Origin of the sequence: Streptosporangium amethystogenes (assembly GCF_000721075.1) — a bacterium.
Classification (GTDB): domain Bacteria; phylum Actinomycetota; class Actinomycetes; order Streptosporangiales; family Streptosporangiaceae; genus Streptosporangium; species Streptosporangium amethystogenes.
Genome location: NZ_JOEQ01000037.1, coordinates 22733 through 38716, shown reverse-complemented (window position 1 = coordinate 38716; position 15984 = coordinate 22733). Strand labels below are relative to the sequence as shown.

At 68.8% G+C, this 15984-nt stretch carries 20 protein-coding genes and 1 tRNA gene; 9 read left to right on the top strand and 12 right to left on the bottom strand.

From position 1 onward, the window contains the following. Positions 1-23: 23 nt before the first annotated feature. The 3 genes from IG98_RS0136360 to IG98_RS0136355 all read right to left on the bottom strand — a co-directional run bounded on the left by IG98_RS0136360 (position 24) and on the right by IG98_RS0136355 (position 1797). Complete coding sequence (locus tag IG98_RS0136360) at positions 24-968, bottom strand: RNA polymerase sigma-70 factor (protein WP_030923113.1); 945 nt, start codon at positions 966-968, stop codon at positions 24-26. Between the two features lie 479 nt (positions 969-1447). Next, entirely contained in the window at positions 1448-1570 is a 123-nt protein-coding gene (locus IG98_RS54985) for a hypothetical protein (protein ID WP_425428145.1), read from the bottom strand. Continuing rightward, positions 1552-1797 carry a hypothetical protein gene (locus IG98_RS0136355; protein WP_157594723.1) on the bottom strand — a complete coding sequence of 82 codons (246 nt, stop codon included), beginning with the start codon at positions 1795-1797 and terminating at the stop codon, positions 1552-1554. Before IG98_RS0136355 ends, IG98_RS54985 begins: the two co-directional genes overlap by 19 nt. 176 nt (positions 1798-1973) lie before the next feature. Between IG98_RS0136355 and IG98_RS47715 the strand changes: the two genes are divergently transcribed. Then, positions 1974-2723: a hypothetical protein gene (locus IG98_RS47715; RefSeq protein WP_051753403.1), complete on the top strand. Its 750-nt coding sequence runs from the start codon at positions 1974-1976 to the stop codon at positions 2721-2723. 76 nt (positions 2724-2799) lie between these two features. Here the strand turns inward: IG98_RS47715 and IG98_RS0136345 are convergent, their stop codons facing one another. Further along, complete coding sequence (locus IG98_RS0136345; protein WP_030923108.1) at positions 2800-3096, bottom strand: hypothetical protein; 297 nt, start codon at positions 3094-3096, stop codon at positions 2800-2802. Between the two features lie 309 nt (positions 3097-3405). Between IG98_RS0136345 and IG98_RS0136340 the strand changes: the two genes are divergently transcribed. From IG98_RS0136340 to IG98_RS0136325, 4 genes are all read left to right on the top strand, one after another. Then, a complete protein-coding gene (locus IG98_RS0136340; RefSeq protein WP_030923105.1) occupies positions 3406-3906 on the top strand; it encodes a SigE family RNA polymerase sigma factor in 501 nt (166 codons plus the stop codon). After that, a complete protein-coding gene (locus IG98_RS0136335; protein WP_030923102.1) occupies positions 3903-5198 on the top strand; it encodes a TolB family protein in 1296 nt (431 codons plus the stop codon). The genes IG98_RS0136340 and IG98_RS0136335 overlap by 4 nt, the downstream gene beginning before the upstream one ends. Before the next feature lie 419 nt (positions 5199-5617). Beyond that, positions 5618-6712 carry an integrase core domain-containing protein gene (locus tag IG98_RS0136330; RefSeq protein ID WP_051753402.1) on the top strand — a complete coding sequence of 365 codons (1095 nt, stop codon included), beginning with the start codon at positions 5618-5620 and terminating at the stop codon, positions 6710-6712. Continuing rightward, positions 6657-7076, top strand: coding sequence for a non-structural maintenance of chromosomes element 1 family protein (locus tag IG98_RS0136325; protein WP_030923095.1), 420 nt, complete (start codon positions 6657-6659; stop codon positions 7074-7076). The genes IG98_RS0136330 and IG98_RS0136325 overlap by 56 nt, the downstream gene beginning before the upstream one ends. A gap of 257 nt (positions 7077-7333) precedes the next feature. Here the strand turns inward: IG98_RS0136325 and IG98_RS45750 are convergent, their stop codons facing one another. Further along, positions 7334-7648 carry a helix-turn-helix domain-containing protein gene (locus tag IG98_RS45750; protein ID WP_051753401.1) on the bottom strand — a complete coding sequence of 105 codons (315 nt, stop codon included), beginning with the start codon at positions 7646-7648 and terminating at the stop codon, positions 7334-7336. Between the two features lie 72 nt (positions 7649-7720). Between IG98_RS45750 and IG98_RS51295 the strand changes: the two genes are divergently transcribed. Genes IG98_RS51295 through IG98_RS0136310 form a run of 3 tightly spaced genes read left to right on the top strand, consistent with a single transcriptional unit; the run spans position 7721 to position 10433 of the window. Further along, complete coding sequence (locus tag IG98_RS51295) at positions 7721-7966, top strand: hypothetical protein (protein ID WP_157594722.1); 246 nt, start codon at positions 7721-7723, stop codon at positions 7964-7966. Beyond that, complete coding sequence (locus IG98_RS45745) at positions 7927-8643, top strand: hypothetical protein (protein ID WP_157594721.1); 717 nt, start codon at positions 7927-7929, stop codon at positions 8641-8643. Before IG98_RS51295 ends, IG98_RS45745 begins: the two co-directional genes overlap by 40 nt. Continuing rightward, the gene (locus IG98_RS0136310) at positions 8640-10433 is read left to right on the top strand and encodes a hypothetical protein (protein WP_051753399.1); all 1794 of its coding nucleotides are present in this window, start codon (positions 8640-8642) and stop codon (positions 10431-10433) included. The genes IG98_RS45745 and IG98_RS0136310 overlap by 4 nt, the downstream gene beginning before the upstream one ends. Before the next feature lie 241 nt (positions 10434-10674). Here IG98_RS0136310 and IG98_RS0136305 read toward each other — a convergent pair. From IG98_RS0136305 to galU, 7 genes are all read right to left on the bottom strand, one after another. Next, a tRNA-Ala gene (locus IG98_RS0136305) sits at positions 10675-10751 on the bottom strand. A gap of 57 nt (positions 10752-10808) precedes the next feature. Next, entirely contained in the window at positions 10809-11459 is a 651-nt protein-coding gene (gene sepX, locus IG98_RS0136300; protein ID WP_030923089.1) for a divisome protein SepX/GlpR, read from the bottom strand. A gap of 124 nt (positions 11460-11583) precedes the next feature. Then, positions 11584-12237 carry a GNAT family N-acetyltransferase gene (locus IG98_RS0136295; protein WP_030923087.1) on the bottom strand — a complete coding sequence of 218 codons (654 nt, stop codon included), beginning with the start codon at positions 12235-12237 and terminating at the stop codon, positions 11584-11586. Between the two features lie 55 nt (positions 12238-12292). Further along, positions 12293-12766, bottom strand: coding sequence for a MogA/MoaB family molybdenum cofactor biosynthesis protein (locus tag IG98_RS0136290; protein ID WP_037972228.1), 474 nt, complete (start codon positions 12764-12766; stop codon positions 12293-12295). After that, complete coding sequence (moaC, locus tag IG98_RS0136285) at positions 12763-13239, bottom strand: cyclic pyranopterin monophosphate synthase MoaC (RefSeq protein ID WP_030923082.1); 477 nt, start codon at positions 13237-13239, stop codon at positions 12763-12765. Before moaC ends, IG98_RS0136290 begins: the two co-directional genes overlap by 4 nt. After that, entirely contained in the window at positions 13236-14423 is a 1188-nt protein-coding gene (gene glp, locus IG98_RS0136280) for a molybdotransferase-like divisome protein Glp (protein ID WP_030923080.1), read from the bottom strand. Before glp ends, moaC begins: the two co-directional genes overlap by 4 nt. Before the next feature lie 5 nt (positions 14424-14428). Beyond that, positions 14429-15328, bottom strand: coding sequence for a UTP--glucose-1-phosphate uridylyltransferase GalU (gene galU, locus IG98_RS0136275; protein WP_030923078.1), 900 nt, complete (start codon positions 15326-15328; stop codon positions 14429-14431). A gap of 25 nt (positions 15329-15353) precedes the next feature. Here galU and IG98_RS0136270 point away from each other — a divergent pair, with 25 nt between their 5' ends. Then, positions 15354-15935 (top strand): 5-formyltetrahydrofolate cyclo-ligase, encoded by a 582-nt coding sequence (locus IG98_RS0136270; RefSeq protein ID WP_030923065.1) that lies wholly within the window; start codon positions 15354-15356, stop codon positions 15933-15935. Positions 15936-15984: the final 49 nt, after the last annotated feature.

The window sequence follows — 15984 nt, the reverse complement described above, 5'->3', positions numbered from 1 at the left end:
ATGTGAAGCACCTCACATAGCGATCAGAAGGCGTTAAACAGGGGTTCGCCGTGGTCGACGGTCGCCCAGTGCGCGGTCGCGCGTTCGAGCTTGTCGGGGTTGACCTGGTTGCGGAACGCGGCGATGCCCTCGGCGGTGACCTCCAGGCACATGACGCCGACGACCCGGCCGTCCACGACGGCCACGACGGCGGGGTCTCCGTTGGCGGTCCAGGCGTAGACCTCGGGCGCGCCGCCGGCCATGGCGCGCTTGGCCTCGCCGGGTTTGAACAGGCCCCACAGGAACTTCGCGACCGCGACGGCGCCCTCGAACGCCTTGGCGCGGGCCGGGACCTTCCCGCCGCCGTCGCCGATCGAGATGGCGTCCTCGGTGAGCAGGCGCACGAGCGGCTCGGTCCGGCCGCTGGTGGCGGCCGCCAGGAACTCCTCGACGATCCGCCGGGCGGCGGCCTCGTCGATCTCGGTGCGCGCCTTGCCGTCCGCGACGTGCTTCTTGGCGCGGTGGAAGATCTGCTGGCTGGCGGCCTCGGTGATGTCGAGGATCTCGGCGATCTCCCGGTGCGGGTAGTCGAAGGCCTCCCGCAGCACGTACACCGCCCGCTCGTTAGGGGAGAGGCGCTCCATGAGGGTGAGGACCGCGTACGAGACCGATTCGCGCTGCTCAGCGGTGTCGGCCGGGCCGAGCATCGGGTCACCGGCGAGCAGCGGCTCGGGAAGCCATTGGCCCACATAGGTCTCGCGACGTGCCCGCGCGGAGGTGAGCTGGTTGAGGCACAGGTTGGTGAGAACCTTCGTCAGCCAGGCCTCAAGGACCTCGATGCGGTCGATGTCGGCGGCCTGCCAGCGCAGGAACGTCTCCTGCACGGCGTCCTCGGCCTCCCCCGCGGAGCCGAGGAGGCGGTAGGCGACGGCCTCCAGGCGCGGCCTGGATGCCTCGAACCGGTCGACGTCGTCTGCGGTCAAGGGCATGGCCCGATCCTAGGTCGCGCAGCGCGAATCGGCCGCCGCGATGGGGCCCTTCGCCGTTCGACGCGCTATCCGACCTCTCGGCCGCAATAGATCGCGGTGACCGAGTCGATCTCTAGGTCCCATTCGCAGCCGGTCCGTGACGCGCCCGCAGTGGCCGCACACCGCCGGCCCCCTTCTCCACAGCCACCGCACACGCCCATCCGCTCCAGGAACGCCGGCAGCCGATCAGCGGCATACGCGTCGCCGACGGTGATCCGCGCCCGCGGCTCTTCTTCCTGTCCGTGCCCGGCCGGCAGACCAGCCAATCGGTAGGCGGCAGCGAGTCGTCGGCGTCGGCCTGTGGCCGCGGCAGCGTAGTTGTGGCGGTCTGGGCGGCCATGCGGTTGACCACCGAGTCCAGGTGAGCACCCGCACGCCCGGCCGCGGCCGAAGGGCAGGCTCCGTCAGGACCGGCGGCACGACCACCGGCAGCGCCCGGTTCAGATGTCCGGCCTGGGCCACACCGGCACCTTCCATTTCGATGGCCAGCGCAGCGTAGCCATCACCACATCTCCCAACGCGATGTGGGAATGCAGAGCGCCGGCTACACCAACGAAGAGCAGCGCGGCAGGCTTGAACTCGGCAATGTGAGGTTCCCCCCGTAGCCCGCACAGCAGCGGTGTGTCATCAGGCTCCCGGGGAAGGACGCGTCGATCGCCAGGAGGTGCTCGCCTTCGGCCGCGAAGCTCGGCCGGTTCAGGCGGTGCTCCACCCGGCGCAGCCCGGCGGAGAAAGCCGGGCCGGTGAGAAGCTCCTCCGGATGTCCCGGACGTGTGGCGTGGGTCAGCATGACGGACTCCTCCATGAGAGGCCCTTACGAGGGAGGCGGGGGATCAGGCCCTGCGGATCACCTCTACGCTGCCCCAGCGATCCTGTGCCCAGGCTGAGCCATGCTGAGCGGACGCTGAGAGCCCGGTCCCATCTGGTTGCAGGTGGGTCTCAAGTGCCCCCGGCCATGATCGAGGCATGTCCCGCACGCCAGACACCACCGGCAGGAAGTCCCGCTCCCGGAAGGGCCGCACCCGACGGTCCCCCGGCGACGGGCCTCCCGCCGCCACCGGGTTCCCGGAGAGCCCCGAACCGGCCGTGCCCGTCGTCCCGCGGCAGCGGGGCCAGTCCAGGAAGGACTACCGGCTGCAGCAGGCCCGCCTCGCGGAGAAGGCCCGTCGCAAGGAGGAGGCCCGCCGGGGGATCAAGCAGCACCGCACTCTCAGGGAACTCCTCGGCGCCGCAGGGATGATGCTCTTCTCGACGGCCGGGCTCTCGTTTCTGGCCTACACCGTGATCTCGACCACCCTTCCCGATCTGGAGGTCGCGCTCGGCCGGAAGGGCACGCCCGGGACCGCCCACGTCGTCTCCTGCGAACGCGTCGGCAAGGGGCGCTACGACTGCCGGGCGTGGTTCGTCTTCGACGACCCGGCGCGGAACCCGATCACCGTCGCCACCGTGCCGGAGGCGGAGGCGGGCGAGGTCTTCCCCGCCGCCCTCACCCCCGAGGGCGACCGCGTCGTGCCCACGGGAGCCCGGAGCGTCGTGGGCGCGGTGGGCCTGCTCGCCCTCGTCCCGTTCTGCCTGTCCTTCGTCCCCGCCATCCTGACGTTCGGCCTCGCCCTCGAACGCGCTTTCTTCTCGTCGCTGATCGCGGGAGGCGTGGTGGCGGCGGTCTCCCTCGTCGTGTGCATCGTGTGCGTGATCCTCGGGAGCGCGGTCCTCTAAAGGGTGTTGCAGAAGGTCGCGAGTGGTCTGTCCGGAATCTCTGGAGCACCTCACCCCATGCCGTCATCTCCATGCTTTACTGTCCGGCCTCCGGCATGGAAGGTGGTGCGTAGTAACCCGAGCCGGCGACCAGGACGTTATCGAAACAGGTGTAGCGCTCGCGCTCTTCTTCGTCAGCGTCCTGATCCGGAACCATGGGGCGCCCCAGGCCAATCGACAGCTCCGGAACGGTACAGCTGTAGCCGTCCTCCTCGATCTCGAAGCGCTCCCGCAGGACTTCCACCACCCGCTCGGCCGACATGGAGAACACGTCCATGCCCAGCAAGAGCACCCGAGCCCCGGGACGGGTGTCGAAATCACGGAAGATCTCCACTGTCTGGACGATTCCCGTAGAACCGCAGTGGACGATGGCGTCGATGCCGACCCCTCCGCGGCTGATCCTCCAATCGAGCAGCAGTGCCCCCGGACGTATCCGGTGGCCACCGCCGCGCGCACCTGTCTGCCGGTTGTGAAGTCCCTCCTGTCCTGCGGCTCGGACAGAGACGGGAAAGTAGCAGGTCGGCTTGGGACACCGCTCGGCGCAGGCAAAGCTCCTAGGAGTTCGGGAAAACATCTCGCCGCGCGGTGCAACACTTTGGCCCCTTGAGCCGTCTGGGTCGTGAGGATCGAGAAGGGACCCCCATTGGACGACGAACCCGGCTTCGACAGATTCGTGGCCGAGCAAGCGGACGCGCTGCTCCGCTACGGATATGTCCTGACCGGCAACCCTCACGACGCCGCCGACCTTGTCCAGGAGACCCTCCTACGGGTGCGCGGTGCCTGGTCGAAAGTGCGGCGTAAGGACAATCCGAACAGTTACGCGCGGATCACGATGGCGCGGCTGCACATCAGCATCTGGCGGCGGCACAGGCGTGAACACCTCACTGGAGACCCGCCGGATCGGGTCGGCCACGAGGTCTTCCCCTTGGAGAAGCAGCAAAGGCTCTGGGAGGAGTTGTCCGCTCTGCCTCGCAGGCAGCGTGCCGTGCTGGTGTTGCGCTACTACGAGCAGCTCACCGACGCCGAGATCGCCAAGGTGCTCGGCATCTCCCCGGGAACCGTACGCAGTCAGGCCTCGCGGGGCCTGGACAAGCTGCGGTCCTCTCTCTCCCCCTCGCCCGCGACCCACGGGAGCCCGCGATGAACGATCTTGAAAACGAGTTGAGCCGCTTTCTCGTCGATGCGGCGGAACGGGCGCCGCGGGTGCCGGCAGGGTTGTCCGCGACGGTCAAGGCACGTCATCGCCGGCGGCGGGCGCGGTCCGCGGCCCTGCTCGCGGCCGTGGCCGTGGTCGTGGTGATCGGCGGAGCCGGCGTGGCAGTGAATGCCGTACGTACGTCGGTTGCGCCGCAGCCCGTGGCCAACGCGACGGACAAACCGACGGGTAGGGCGAAACCGCCGGCGGATGTCATCCCTCCGTCCATCGAGAAGGTGTGGCCACAGGCCGTACACAAGATCCCTGCCACGCTGCCCGACGGCCGCGACTACTACCCGGAGTTGCTTCTGGACGATCGCACGCTGCTGGTCATCACGGGGATCACGGGCGGGAAGCGTCGGTTCCTGTGGAGCTACGATCTGCACAGCGGCAAGCCCACGCGGATCGCCGAGATTCCCCTGACGAAGGGCTCGCAGAGCTTCGCCGACGACATCGCGGCGGGAGACGGGAACATCGTCTGGTGGGCATTCAAGGAGGCGGGCAAGAACCAGGTCGCCCAGATCTGGACGGTGCCGGTCCGCGGCGGTACGCCACGGCCGGTGAGCGACGTTCCCATGGGAAACGCCACGAAGCAGCTGGGCCAGATCACCGACCTGACCGTCGTGGGCAAAAACGTGATCTTCGCCTACGAGAAGGGGGGTGTCTACCGGGTGCCGCTGAGCGGGGGCCAGATGCAACCGGTGAAGGGCGCCGAGCGGCAGCGCATCCTGCAATGGCCGTGGGTGGGCGCCCATCGAGTGGAGAACGGCTTCGCCGAACTGTTCAACGCCGAGACCGGTGAACGGCGCGACGCCGTGGTCGCGGCCGACGAGGAGGTCAGATGCGGTGTCATCCGGTGCGCGGGCGTGAAGGTGCGCTACGAGAAGGTCAAGGTCACATGCACCGTCAAGCCGTGCACGGACAAGGTGAAGCAAAAGCGGGTCATCCTGCGCAGCTTCGTCCGCAACCGCGACGGTTCCGGGGAAAGACCATTGCCGGACCCCACACTGTATGGCCCCACTGACCTCGCCCTTGAGCGATTCTTCAAACAGATTCTCCACGGACCCCGAGGAGAGAGTGTTATGGCCCTCTACGACGTAGAGACCGGCAGGATGGCCGATCTCGGCCTAAGACCGGATGCGAAAGGGCTCATATCCATTCCCCAGAGCCAACTCGATGCGCTGATGACCTATTCGATCGGGGACAAGATGTACGTCCTGGACCTGTCCACGATCGAGTAGATCAGAGGCGTCTGCCGGGTGACGGTCTCCATCCCTTATCGGCCCGCAGCGCTCGCCGTTGCGGGCCGGTGGGAGAAGTTAGTCCGCGATCTTCATGGAAGCCTCAGTTGGCGGGGAACGGCAGGATGACGAGGTTGTAAATCATCTCGACCTTGAAGAAGGCCACCCCGGTCAGCGCGATCAGCGTGTAGGACAGCCGCCCGCGCAGACCCCACCAGCCCTTCCACCAGGCCGCCGAGTTACGCGAAACCCGGGGTCAGCCCTCGCTCTCGGTGAGCCAGGGTGAGGAACGAACCCTGGATCGTCGATCGCCCCCAACCGCAGCGGTGCGGGCGCCGAATATTCATCCGTGCAGGTCATGGAGGTGATGCACTCTCTTGTGCTCCCGTCGTGCGCCTCTCACGGCATGATGGCCGATCGTGTTACTGCGCTTGGCCTACCTCACGATGACGACCATGTTCTCGTTCCTGGGGCTGCTACTTCGAACCGATCGGGACAAGGAGATCGAAATCTTGGTGTTACGGCACCAGCTGATGGTGCTGCAGCGGCAGGCGGCCAAGCCCGTGTTCACACCGACTGATCGGTTCCTCCTCGCTGGGCTACTTCACCGCCTGCCGACGGACAAGCTCCGGCACCTTGTGTTGCTGGTCCGACCGGACACCATCCTGCGATGGCACCGTGACCTGCTGCGGCGCCGTCACGCCGCGGCCAGCGCGCCTCGCGGGCGTGGACGTCCGCGTACCGTCCGGTCCGTACAACTGCTGGTGTTGCGACTGGCACGGGAGAACGCCTCATGGGGCTACCGGCGCATTCACGGTGAGCTGGCCGCGCTCGGTATCAAGGTCGCCGCCTCTACGGTGTGGGAGATCCTCAAAGCGCACGGTATCGACCCGTCTCCCGAGCGGACCGCCACGACCTGGGCCGCGTTCCTGCGCAGCCAGGCAGGTGCCTTGCTGGCGTGCGACTTCTTCGAGGTCCGTACTCTCACCGGCGCCCGCCTGTACGTTCTGGCGGTCATCGAGCACGCCACCCGCCGTATCCGCGTCCTCGGCGTCACCGCCCACCCCATCGGGCAGTGGGTCACCCAACTCGGCCGCAACCTCGCCATGGATCTGCAGGATGTGGGTAGCACTGCCAGGTTCCTCATCCGCGACCGGGACGCCGAATTCACCGCGGCCTTCGACGCGGTGCTGGCCGATGCCGCAGTACGCATCGTCAAGAGCGGTGTCGGGATACCACGGATGAACTCCATCATGGAGCGCTGGATCCAGACCTGTCGGCGCGAACTGCTGGACCGGACCTTGATCTGGAACCAGAGCCATCTCCTCCACGCGCTGCGTGAGTTCGAGACCTTCTACAACTCACATCGGCCGCACCGCGCTCTCCGGCAGGCAGCTCCGCTTCGATCGCTTCCCGACACCGCCTCCGCTGGAATCGCACCGCTCGACATCCGCCGACATGACCGACTTGGGGGTCGTCGAAGAGCAACTGCGCCGACCGGCAATCACCCGTGAGACTCTGACGGAGTTCGCCGACGACGACCCCAGCGAAACCGACACGGCCGCAGACGACGGCGTGGTCATCGAGGAGCCGTCCGGCTCGGCCCGTAGCGATCTCGCTGACGAGCCGCCACGCCTGCCGCCCCTACGGGGCTTCCGGCGGCAGGTGGTGGCATTTCTAGCCACAGCCGAGGAGCCCATGCGGGCGCGGGAGATCGCGCAGGCCATCGGCAAGCCGGATAGCCGCTCACAGGTGGAGGGGATGCGCTCCCGGCTGCAGCGGCTGGTGAGCGACGGCTGGCTGCGGCACGAAGCAGACGGACTTTATTCGGTCGCCTCCAATATCAACGGGCACGCGCCCAGCTGGGAGGCCGTTTGACCGCCGACATGTGATCACGGCCCCTGCCGTGCACGAATTGGTGCCGCCGAGATTAGGCCCTCGGCGGCACCCGGGTTGCGTGAGCGCCCAGCAGGACTAACCGACAGTTGCTCCCGCATTCCCGAGAGTAACCTGAACGAGGTGTTTTGGGGAGACGTCGAGCCCGGATTTCGCCTGCCCTGCCATCGGCAGGGGCGCGGCGGGAAGGACCGACGATGCCCTCACCAAGGCGAAACTCAAACCGAGCTCGTCCCGAGTCAGCTTCCCTTGGGCCCGGCGGGTGGATCAGGCCACAACCGGATGCCCAGCCCCGCCTCCAGTTGAGCGATGGTGGCCACGTCGGGCCAGCATCGGCCGACGGCTACGTCGTTGACGGTCTGCCGGTTCACCCCGGACACCTCAGCCAGGCGGCGGAAACTCAGCCCCTGTTCGGCCATCACGTTCTGCAGAGCGGCGGCGATGGCCTGGACGGCGATGGCGGCCGGGTGGCCGGACAGGTCCGCGTGGGGCCAGTTCTCCGGGTCCTGGGCCATCTCCCGGGGAGAGCGGGACCGCGCGCGTCCTCCGACCATGACAAACAGATCCTTTCGGCGGATGTCGTCGCTCTGCGTAACGGCAGATTGTTCTGCCGCTATGGATGGGGTGTGATCCTCGATCCCGCGACCTCGGCAAAGATCACCGGCTACCGGCCGCAGAAAGCTCCACCGGAGTGGGACCACGTCTGCGGGCATGTGCAGATGCTGGTCGCCGCCAGCGCTGAGCGCTCCCCCTACCGGGTGGAACGGCTGCTCACCGCGACCACCCGCCTGGCCGTGTGGTGCACCGCTCCGGCCTGCCGGATAACCCGGAAGTGTGGCTGCGGCACGAGACGATCGACGCGTTCGTCCTGACCGGCTGCACCGACCTGGCCCCGAGTTCGGCCCAGACCTACCGCAGCTGGCTGCGGCACATGCGCGCCACCCTGGCCTGGCTGGAACGCGGCGAACAGGCGCCGCCGCCGATGAAGGCTCCCAAGAAGGTCAGCCCGCCGTACTCGCCGGCCCAGCTCAGCCACCTTCGCGGCTGGGCCGAACACCTGCCCGGCCAGGCCAGGGGCGACGCGTTGGCGTTGATGGCACTTGCCTTCGGTTGCGGTCTGACCTCTGGGGAAGTGGCCGCCGTCCGAACCGGGCACCTGCGTCGCCTGGACTCCGGCGCGATCGTGGTCACCGTCCCCGGCACGCAGCGATTGATCGTCTGCCGCGTTGCCTGGGAGGACATCCTCGCTCACGCCGCAGACCAGCCCGGCGACGCCTTCGTCTTCCGGCCCGGACGCGCCAGCCGGCACGCCAAGAACCTGTTCAGCTCCTGGACGGCCCGCCACACCCCGACCGGCGCCCTGCCCACCCTGTCGGTGCGCCGACTGCGCTCCTCCTGGATCGTCGAACTGCTGAGCGCGAGGATCGACGTGGGCGTGGTGGCCGCCGCGGCCGGGATGAGCGCCTCCGCGCTGGCCCGCTACCAGCATTTCGTCCCCGCCCTGGACGAGCTCACCGCGGTCGCGCTGCTGCGCGGCCGCGACAGGTGAGTACGGCGAAGCCACGCGCCTGGCCGCCGCGCACCACCCGAGCCCGCACCACCCGACCCCGGCCTCCCACCAAACAGACGGCACAGATCCCTGACGCCGTCACCAGCCACTACACCTGCCTGCTGGATGACTCCGGCATCATGCCGTTGATCGACGACGAGCTTGGCCCACGCTCCGGACCGGCGGGAATGCCGATCCGGGCGGTGCTCGTCTGCCTGATGGTCTCGATCCACCACAGCGGCAAAGCCACCCTGGCCGATGCCTGGCGGCTGGCCGCCTTCTGTCTGTCTGCGGCTTCCCGGGAGCATCTGGGACTGGACGCCGACGGGCCACCCGCTGACGATCCGCACGCCTGCCTGGCCGACAACCGATGCTTCTACCGCGCCTTCGACCGGCTCACCACCCTGCTGGATGTGGCCCGGCACGACCGCCGCACCCGCCTGCCCCAGCACCAGGCCGATCTGCTCGCCGCCGCCTGGCAAGACGACGATCCCGGCCACATCCGCAAGCGGGACCTGCTGCAAGACATCGTCACCGCGCTCGTGCTCACCCCGGTCCGCTGGAGCAAAGGCCGCGGCCACCTGGCAGGCTTTCGCGGTGACGTCGGCATCGACACCACCGCCACCCCGGTCTTCGCCCGCCCGCCCCGAACTCGCCGCTCCACCGGCGAACTGATCGCCTCCACCGAAATCACCGCGGGCTGGCACCACTCCGCCGGGGCCGGCCAAGCCGAGTACGGCTACAGCGCCACCCTCACCGTCGCCGCCCGCACCCGCTCGGTTCTCGGTTCCTTCCCGCAACTGGCGCTCGGCCTGGTCCTCGACACCCCACACAAACGCATCGGCGCCAACGCCATCACCACCCTGAAACCCCTGTCCACGCTCGGCTTCCCCACCGCCTTCGCCGTCGTCGACCGCGCCTACACCGACCAACAACCCGCCCACTTCGCCCAACCCGCACGAGAACTCGGCTACCGGCTCGCCCTCGATTACAAAGTGGATCAGCGAGGAGTGCAGGGCAGCGCCCACGGCGCGCTGCTCATCGACGGCTCCCTGGCCTGCCCGCTGATGCCTGACCGGCTCGCCACCGCCACCACCGGCCTGGACGACGCCGCCATCCGCAGACCATCGGAAGAACTCACCGCGTTGATCACCGCGCGAGAGCCGTACTTGCTGCGTCTCAAACAGAACGCGAATGCAGACGGCGCCATCCGCTTCCAGTGCCCGGCAGCAGGCACCTCTCCATCGCTCACCTGCCCCCGCTTCGACCGCCTCCACCAGCGCGGGCCGCTCCGGCCTGCCGCGGTCGACCTGACCGACGCCCGACAGCGAGCGGCTCACCTCGCGGCAAAGCCCCGCGTTCTGCCCCCACAGCCCGACCTGAAGGCCGGCGAACTGCCGAAGATCTGCCGCCAGCACACCATCACCCTGGGCAAAGACGACCTCGGCCACCTCGACAAGTTCCGCCAGGACCTGGCCTACCTCAGTCCCACCTGGATCGGGACCTACAAGTCTGTCCGCGCCAACACCGAAGGCATCAACGGTCGGCTCAAGGGACACGACCTCGACCTCGGTAATCCCAAAAACCGGCTCGCCCACGGACGCGTCGCCCAAACCATCCTGGTCGCATTGCTCGTCACGGTCGCCAACGACCACTTCCTCGACCAGTGGCGCCACACCCAGCAGCCTCCAGACGGGGCCGACACCTCGGCCGACGTCCTCGAAATCACAGCAGAACAGGCCGACCGCATGCCGCCCCCGAATCGGAGCAGGCCACCACCCATCCCATGAGCCGCAATTCAGATCCCCCTGTCGCACCCAGCTCAGCGGCGGCTTCGCCATGCCCAACGACGCGAACTCGGTCCTCGACCAGCGGTCTGACACCACCTAGACCTTCCCGGGCACCTGCTCTGCAGCTTCCAAACCAGCACGAACCCGATTCGGAAATCCCTGAAACGACAAGATCCCGCCTGATCGCGATGATCAGACGGGATCCCGTCAACCTCAGTCCAGCCGTTTCAAGAACGGCCCCTGGTGGAGATGAGGGGATTCGAACCCCTGACCCCTTCGATGCGAACGAAGTGCGCTACCGGACTGCGCTACATCCCCAAGACGTGGACTAGATTAGCAAACTTCCAGGGGCACTCGCGCCATCCAGAGCCACTGTCAGTCGCCGACCGCGCGGCGGGGGGACTCGGCGTACTGGTCGAAGAGTTCGTCGCGGAGCGCGGTCAGGTCGATGACCTCGGCCACCGGGCGCTGGGCCTCCAGCAGGGCGGCGCGGCGGCGGGCGCGTCTGGCACGTTCCGCGCGGGCCTTGGCGGCCGCTCTCCGCTGCTCGGCGTCGATCTGCACGGTGACCCGGAGAACAGCCAGATAGGCCCCCAGAAGCACCACTGAGGGCGCTACGCCCCACCAGGGGATGATCTGGACGGCAGCCGTCACCACGGAGGCGAGCAGGAGCAGCACGCACCAGAAGGTCAGCCGCCTGCGCTTGGCCACCTGCCTCCCCCTGCGCCGGAGCTCGGCGCGACGGCGCTCGGCCGCGGCCCTACGCGGGTTGGGCCGGCGGGCGGGCGAGGCCTCGGGCTCGGTCCGGGCATCCGCCGGGGTCTCGTGGTCGGCGGGCGGCGGGAACTCCGCAGCCGACGCGTGCGGCGGCTCGACCAGGGTCTCAGTGGAGTCCTCGTCGTAGGCGTACGACTCGGGGTCCTTGGCCGTCTCGACGAGGGTGTTGCGATCGCGGCGCAGCCACATGGGCACGAGCACGCATAGCCACATGATGACAATGGCCAGATACAGGACGACGCTGCTCACGGCCACCTCCGGGCAGCACGAAGACACGGGTGGTCCCCCGGCGCCTTCGATGTGCTCATGTCACGCACCGTAAGACCGCGTGTCACTATTTGACGAGCATTCGATGCGGTGTGTCGCGAGATCTTCAAACCTCTTCGTGCGGAGTGCCGCCGTGGGCGGCCGCCTCACGGGCCCGCCGCCACCGCACCAGCAACCCTCTCGGTGCGTCTTCGACCGTGAGCGCGTAACAGATGTGATCGCGCCAGGCACCATCGATGTGTAGATGCCTACGTCTGATGCCCTCTTCCCTAAAACCAAGCTTTTCAACCACTCTGCGGCTTGCGTGATTTTCCGGGCGAATGTTGGCCTCGATGCGGTGCAGACCGGTGATGAAGAAGCAGTGGTCGACCGCCATGGCGACCGCGGTGGGGGTGATCCCGCGACCGGCCAGGGCGCCGTCCACCCAGTAACCGATCTGTGCCGACCTGGCGGAGCCCCAGACGATGGCACCCACGGTGAGCTGCCCGGCGAAGGCACCCTCGTAGGTGATCACCCACGGTAGTGCGAGGCCCTGCCGGGCCTCCCTGCGCAGGGTTCCGGCCATCGAGATGTAGGGACCGAGGCCGGTCTTGAAGAGGGGGGTTTCGGGATTGCTCGGCTCCCAGGGGCGGAGCCAGTTCGCGTTGCGCAGCCGCGACTCCCGCCAGACGCGTACGTCTCGCAGCCGCAGCGGTCGAAGTCCTACCGGACCTTCCGTCAGGGTCACCGGCCAGCCACGAAGTCGATCCACGCCCTCCATCATCCCCCCAACACCGCCTCCCGTGCCATGGGAGCCGGGGCGCGGAAGGTACGGGTCAGCGAGGGTGGTCTCCCCCGCGGATCTGGTCCACGGCATGCCGGAGCACGGGCGCCAGCACGGCCATGCCGTCGCGCACCCCTCCGGAGGAACCGGGCAAATTGACGATCAGCGTGCCACCCGCCTGCCCGGCGAGCCCGCGCGACAGGATCGAGGTGGGTACCTTCTCCCGGTTGACCTGGCGGATGGCCTCGGCGATGCCGGGGACCTCCCTGTCGATCACCCGCCGGGTCATCTCCGGGGTGAGGTCGGCCGGGGTCAGCCCGGTGCCGCCGGTGGTGACGATCACGTCGTACCCCTCGGCCACCCCGGAGCGGAGCGCCGCCTCGACCGGCTCGCCGTCGGGAACCACCCTCGGCCCGTCCACCTCGCACCCGGCCTCGGCGAGAAGATGGGCCAGCAGCTTCCCCGAGGTGTCCTGGTAGGTCCCGGCGGCGGCCCGGTTGGATGCGGTGATCACCAGAGCCCTCACGAGGTTCCCCTGGTCCAGACGCCCGTCTTGCCGCCGGTCTTCTCCTCAAGGAGGACATCGGTGATCACGGCGGCCGGGTCGACCGCCTTGACCATGTCGATCAGGGCGAGCGCGGCGACCGAGACCGCGGTCAGCGCCTCCATCTCGACCCCGGTACGGTCGGCGGTCTTGACCCGTACCGTGATCTCCACGCCGTCGTCGACCACGGCCAGCTCGACCTTGACCCCGTGCAGCGCGATGGGGTGGCAGAGCGGGATCAGGTCGGGGGTCCGCTTGGCACCCATGATCCCGGCGATCCGCGCGGTGCCGATCGCGTCGCCCTTGGGGACCTCCCCCGACCGCAGCAGCGCCACGGCCTCGGCCGAGAGCAACACCCTGCCGGTGGCGGTCGCGGTACGGACGGAGACGTCCTTGGCCGAGACGTCCACCATGCGCGCCGCGCCGGTCTCGTCGATGTGAGTGAATCCAGTCACAGTGGGATGACCTCCACGTTCGCGCCCTCGGGAAGCTCGACGACGTCCTCGGGGACCACGATCAGTGCGTTGGCCGCGGCCAGCGCGGCGAGTTGGTGGGAACCCTGCCTGCGCACCGGGTCGACGGTGCCGCCGGGGCCGAGCACGCCGCGCAGGTAGGAGCGCTTCCCCTCGGGCGAGCGGAGCGGAGCGGTGGTGACCGCCCGCACGGTCGGTGTGGGCTCGGCGGCCAGACCGCCCATCTTCCGTAGCGCGGGCCGGACGAACACCATGAACGACACGAACGACGACACCGGGTTGCCCGGCAGCGTGAAGATCGGGATGTGGTCCTCACCGACCACGCCGAAGCCCTGGGGCATGCCCGGCTGCATGGCGACCCGATCGAAGCGGACCGTGCCGAGCGGCCCGAGCGCCTCCTTGACCGGCTCGTACGCCCCCATCGAGACACCACCGCTGGTGATCACCAGATCGGCCCGCAGCAGCTGCGCGTCGAGCTGGTCGAGGAAGCGCGCGGCGTCGTCGGCGACGATCCCGGCCCGGTAACCCTCGCCACCCGCCTCACGGACCGCGGCGATCAGGGCGAAGCTGTTGGACTCCCAGATCTGGCCGTCGCCCAGGGGCAGGCCGGGCTCGACCAGCTCGGCCCCGGTGGATATCACCACCACCCTCGGACGGGGCCGCACCAGCACCCGGCGGCGGCCCACCCCGGCCAGCACCCCGAGCTGCGCGGGCCCGATCGGGGTGCCCACGGGCAGCACGACGTCGCCGGCCCGTACGTCCTCTCCCGCCCTGCGGATGGCGTTCCCCGGCGGCGCGGAACGGTTGATCATCACCTGCGCCGTGCCGCCGTCGGTCCACTCGACCGGGATCACCGCGTCGGCCCCGGCGGGCAGCGGGGCCCCCGTCATGATCCGCATGACCATGCCGGGGCCGATGGCCTGCACCCGGCCGTCACCCGCCGCGATGTCGTCGATCACCGGGAGCGTCACCGGGGCGTCGGCGACGTCCTCGGCCCGCACGGCGTAGCCGTCCATCGCGGAGTTGTCGAAGGGCGGCAGCGGAACCGGGGCCGTGACCTCCTCGGCCAGCGTGGTGCCCAGCGCCTGCTCCAGCTCCACCTCCAGCGGAGCGAGGACCCGGATCGTACGCAGGATGTCGGAAAGGTGGTCGTCTACCGATCTCATGAAGCTCATCGCTCGGTCAGGAACTCCTTGAGCCAGGGGAGGAACTCCGGCGCCAGGTCGGGGCGGTCGGCGGCGAACTGCACCACCGTCCGCAGGTAGTCGAGTTTGTTGCCGGTGTCGTAGCGGCGGCCTCGGAACAGCACTCCGTGTACCGGGCCGCCCTGGTCGTTGCCACGCCCGGCGAGGGTACGCAGGGCGTCGGTGAGCTGGATCTCGTTGCCGCGTCCCGGCGGGGTGTTCTCCAGGACCTCGAAGACGGCCGGGTCGATCACGTACCGGCCGATGATCGCCCAGTTGGACGGGGCCTCGTCCGCGGGCGGCTTCTCCACCAGGTCGGTCACCCTGACCACGTCGTCCTCGTCGGTGGGCACGATGGCGGCGCAGCCGTACAGGGAGACCTGTTCCCTGGGGACCTCCATCAGCGCGATGACGCTGCCACCGTGCGTGCCGCGCACCTCGATCATGCGCTTGAGCAGCTCGTCGCGGTAGTCGATGAGATCGTCACCGAGCAGGCACGCGAAGGGGTTGTCGCCCACGTGCTGCTTGGCGCAGAGGACGGCGTGGCCGAGGCCGCGCGGCGTACCCTGCCGTACGTAGTGGATGGTGGCCAGGTCCGCGGGCTCGCGTACCTGGGAGAGGCGCTCGTCGTCGCCCTTGGCCTCCAGGGCCTCCTCAAGCTCGACCGCCCGGTCGAAGTGGTCCTCGATGGAACGCTTGTTCTTCCCGGTGACCATGAGGACGTCGAGCAGTCCGGCGGAGACCGCCTCCTCGACGACATACTGGATGGCGGGCTTGTCGACGATCGGCAACATCTCCTTGGGGGTCGCCTTGGTCGCCGGAAGAAAACGGGTGCCCAGACCCGCCGCGGGGACAACGGCTTTCGTCACAGCTTCGAAGTCGGCCATAACCAAAACCATAGTGGAGGGACCCGTGGACAAGCTGAGGCTGCGTGCCACTATCGAAGCGGCGCGGGCCGCGATCCCCGATGAGCGGCGCCATGCGGCCTCCGTACAGATCAGGGAATCCCTGCTGGACCGGCCCTGGGTCCAGATGGCCGGGCTCGTCGCCTGCTACTGGTCGATCGGGACGGAGCCCGCGACCCACGGGCTGGTCTTCGCCCTGTGGAAGCACGGCGCGACCGTGATCCTGCCCGTGCTCCGCGACGACAACGATCTCGACTGGGCCGTGTACGACGGCCCGGACACCCTGGCCCCCGGCCGCTTCGGGATCATGGAACCGGTCGACACCCGGCGCGGCGTCGACGCGATCAGGACCGCGGCACTGGTGATCGTGCCCGCGCTGGCGGTGGACAGGTCCACCGGGGTACGGCTCGGGCGGGGCGGCGGCTCCTACGACCGGGCACTGGCCAGGGTCGGCCCGAACGTGCCGACCGTGGCGCTGCTGCACGAGGGCGAGTTGCTCGACGACGTGCCCGCCGAGCCGCACGACCTGACGGTCCGCTATGCGGCGACACCCGAGGGGATCTTCAGGACGGGCACCACGGGCAGCTGAGGGCGTCCGACCGGCCCGACCACGGTGAGTCACCGCAATCCCCATCGTG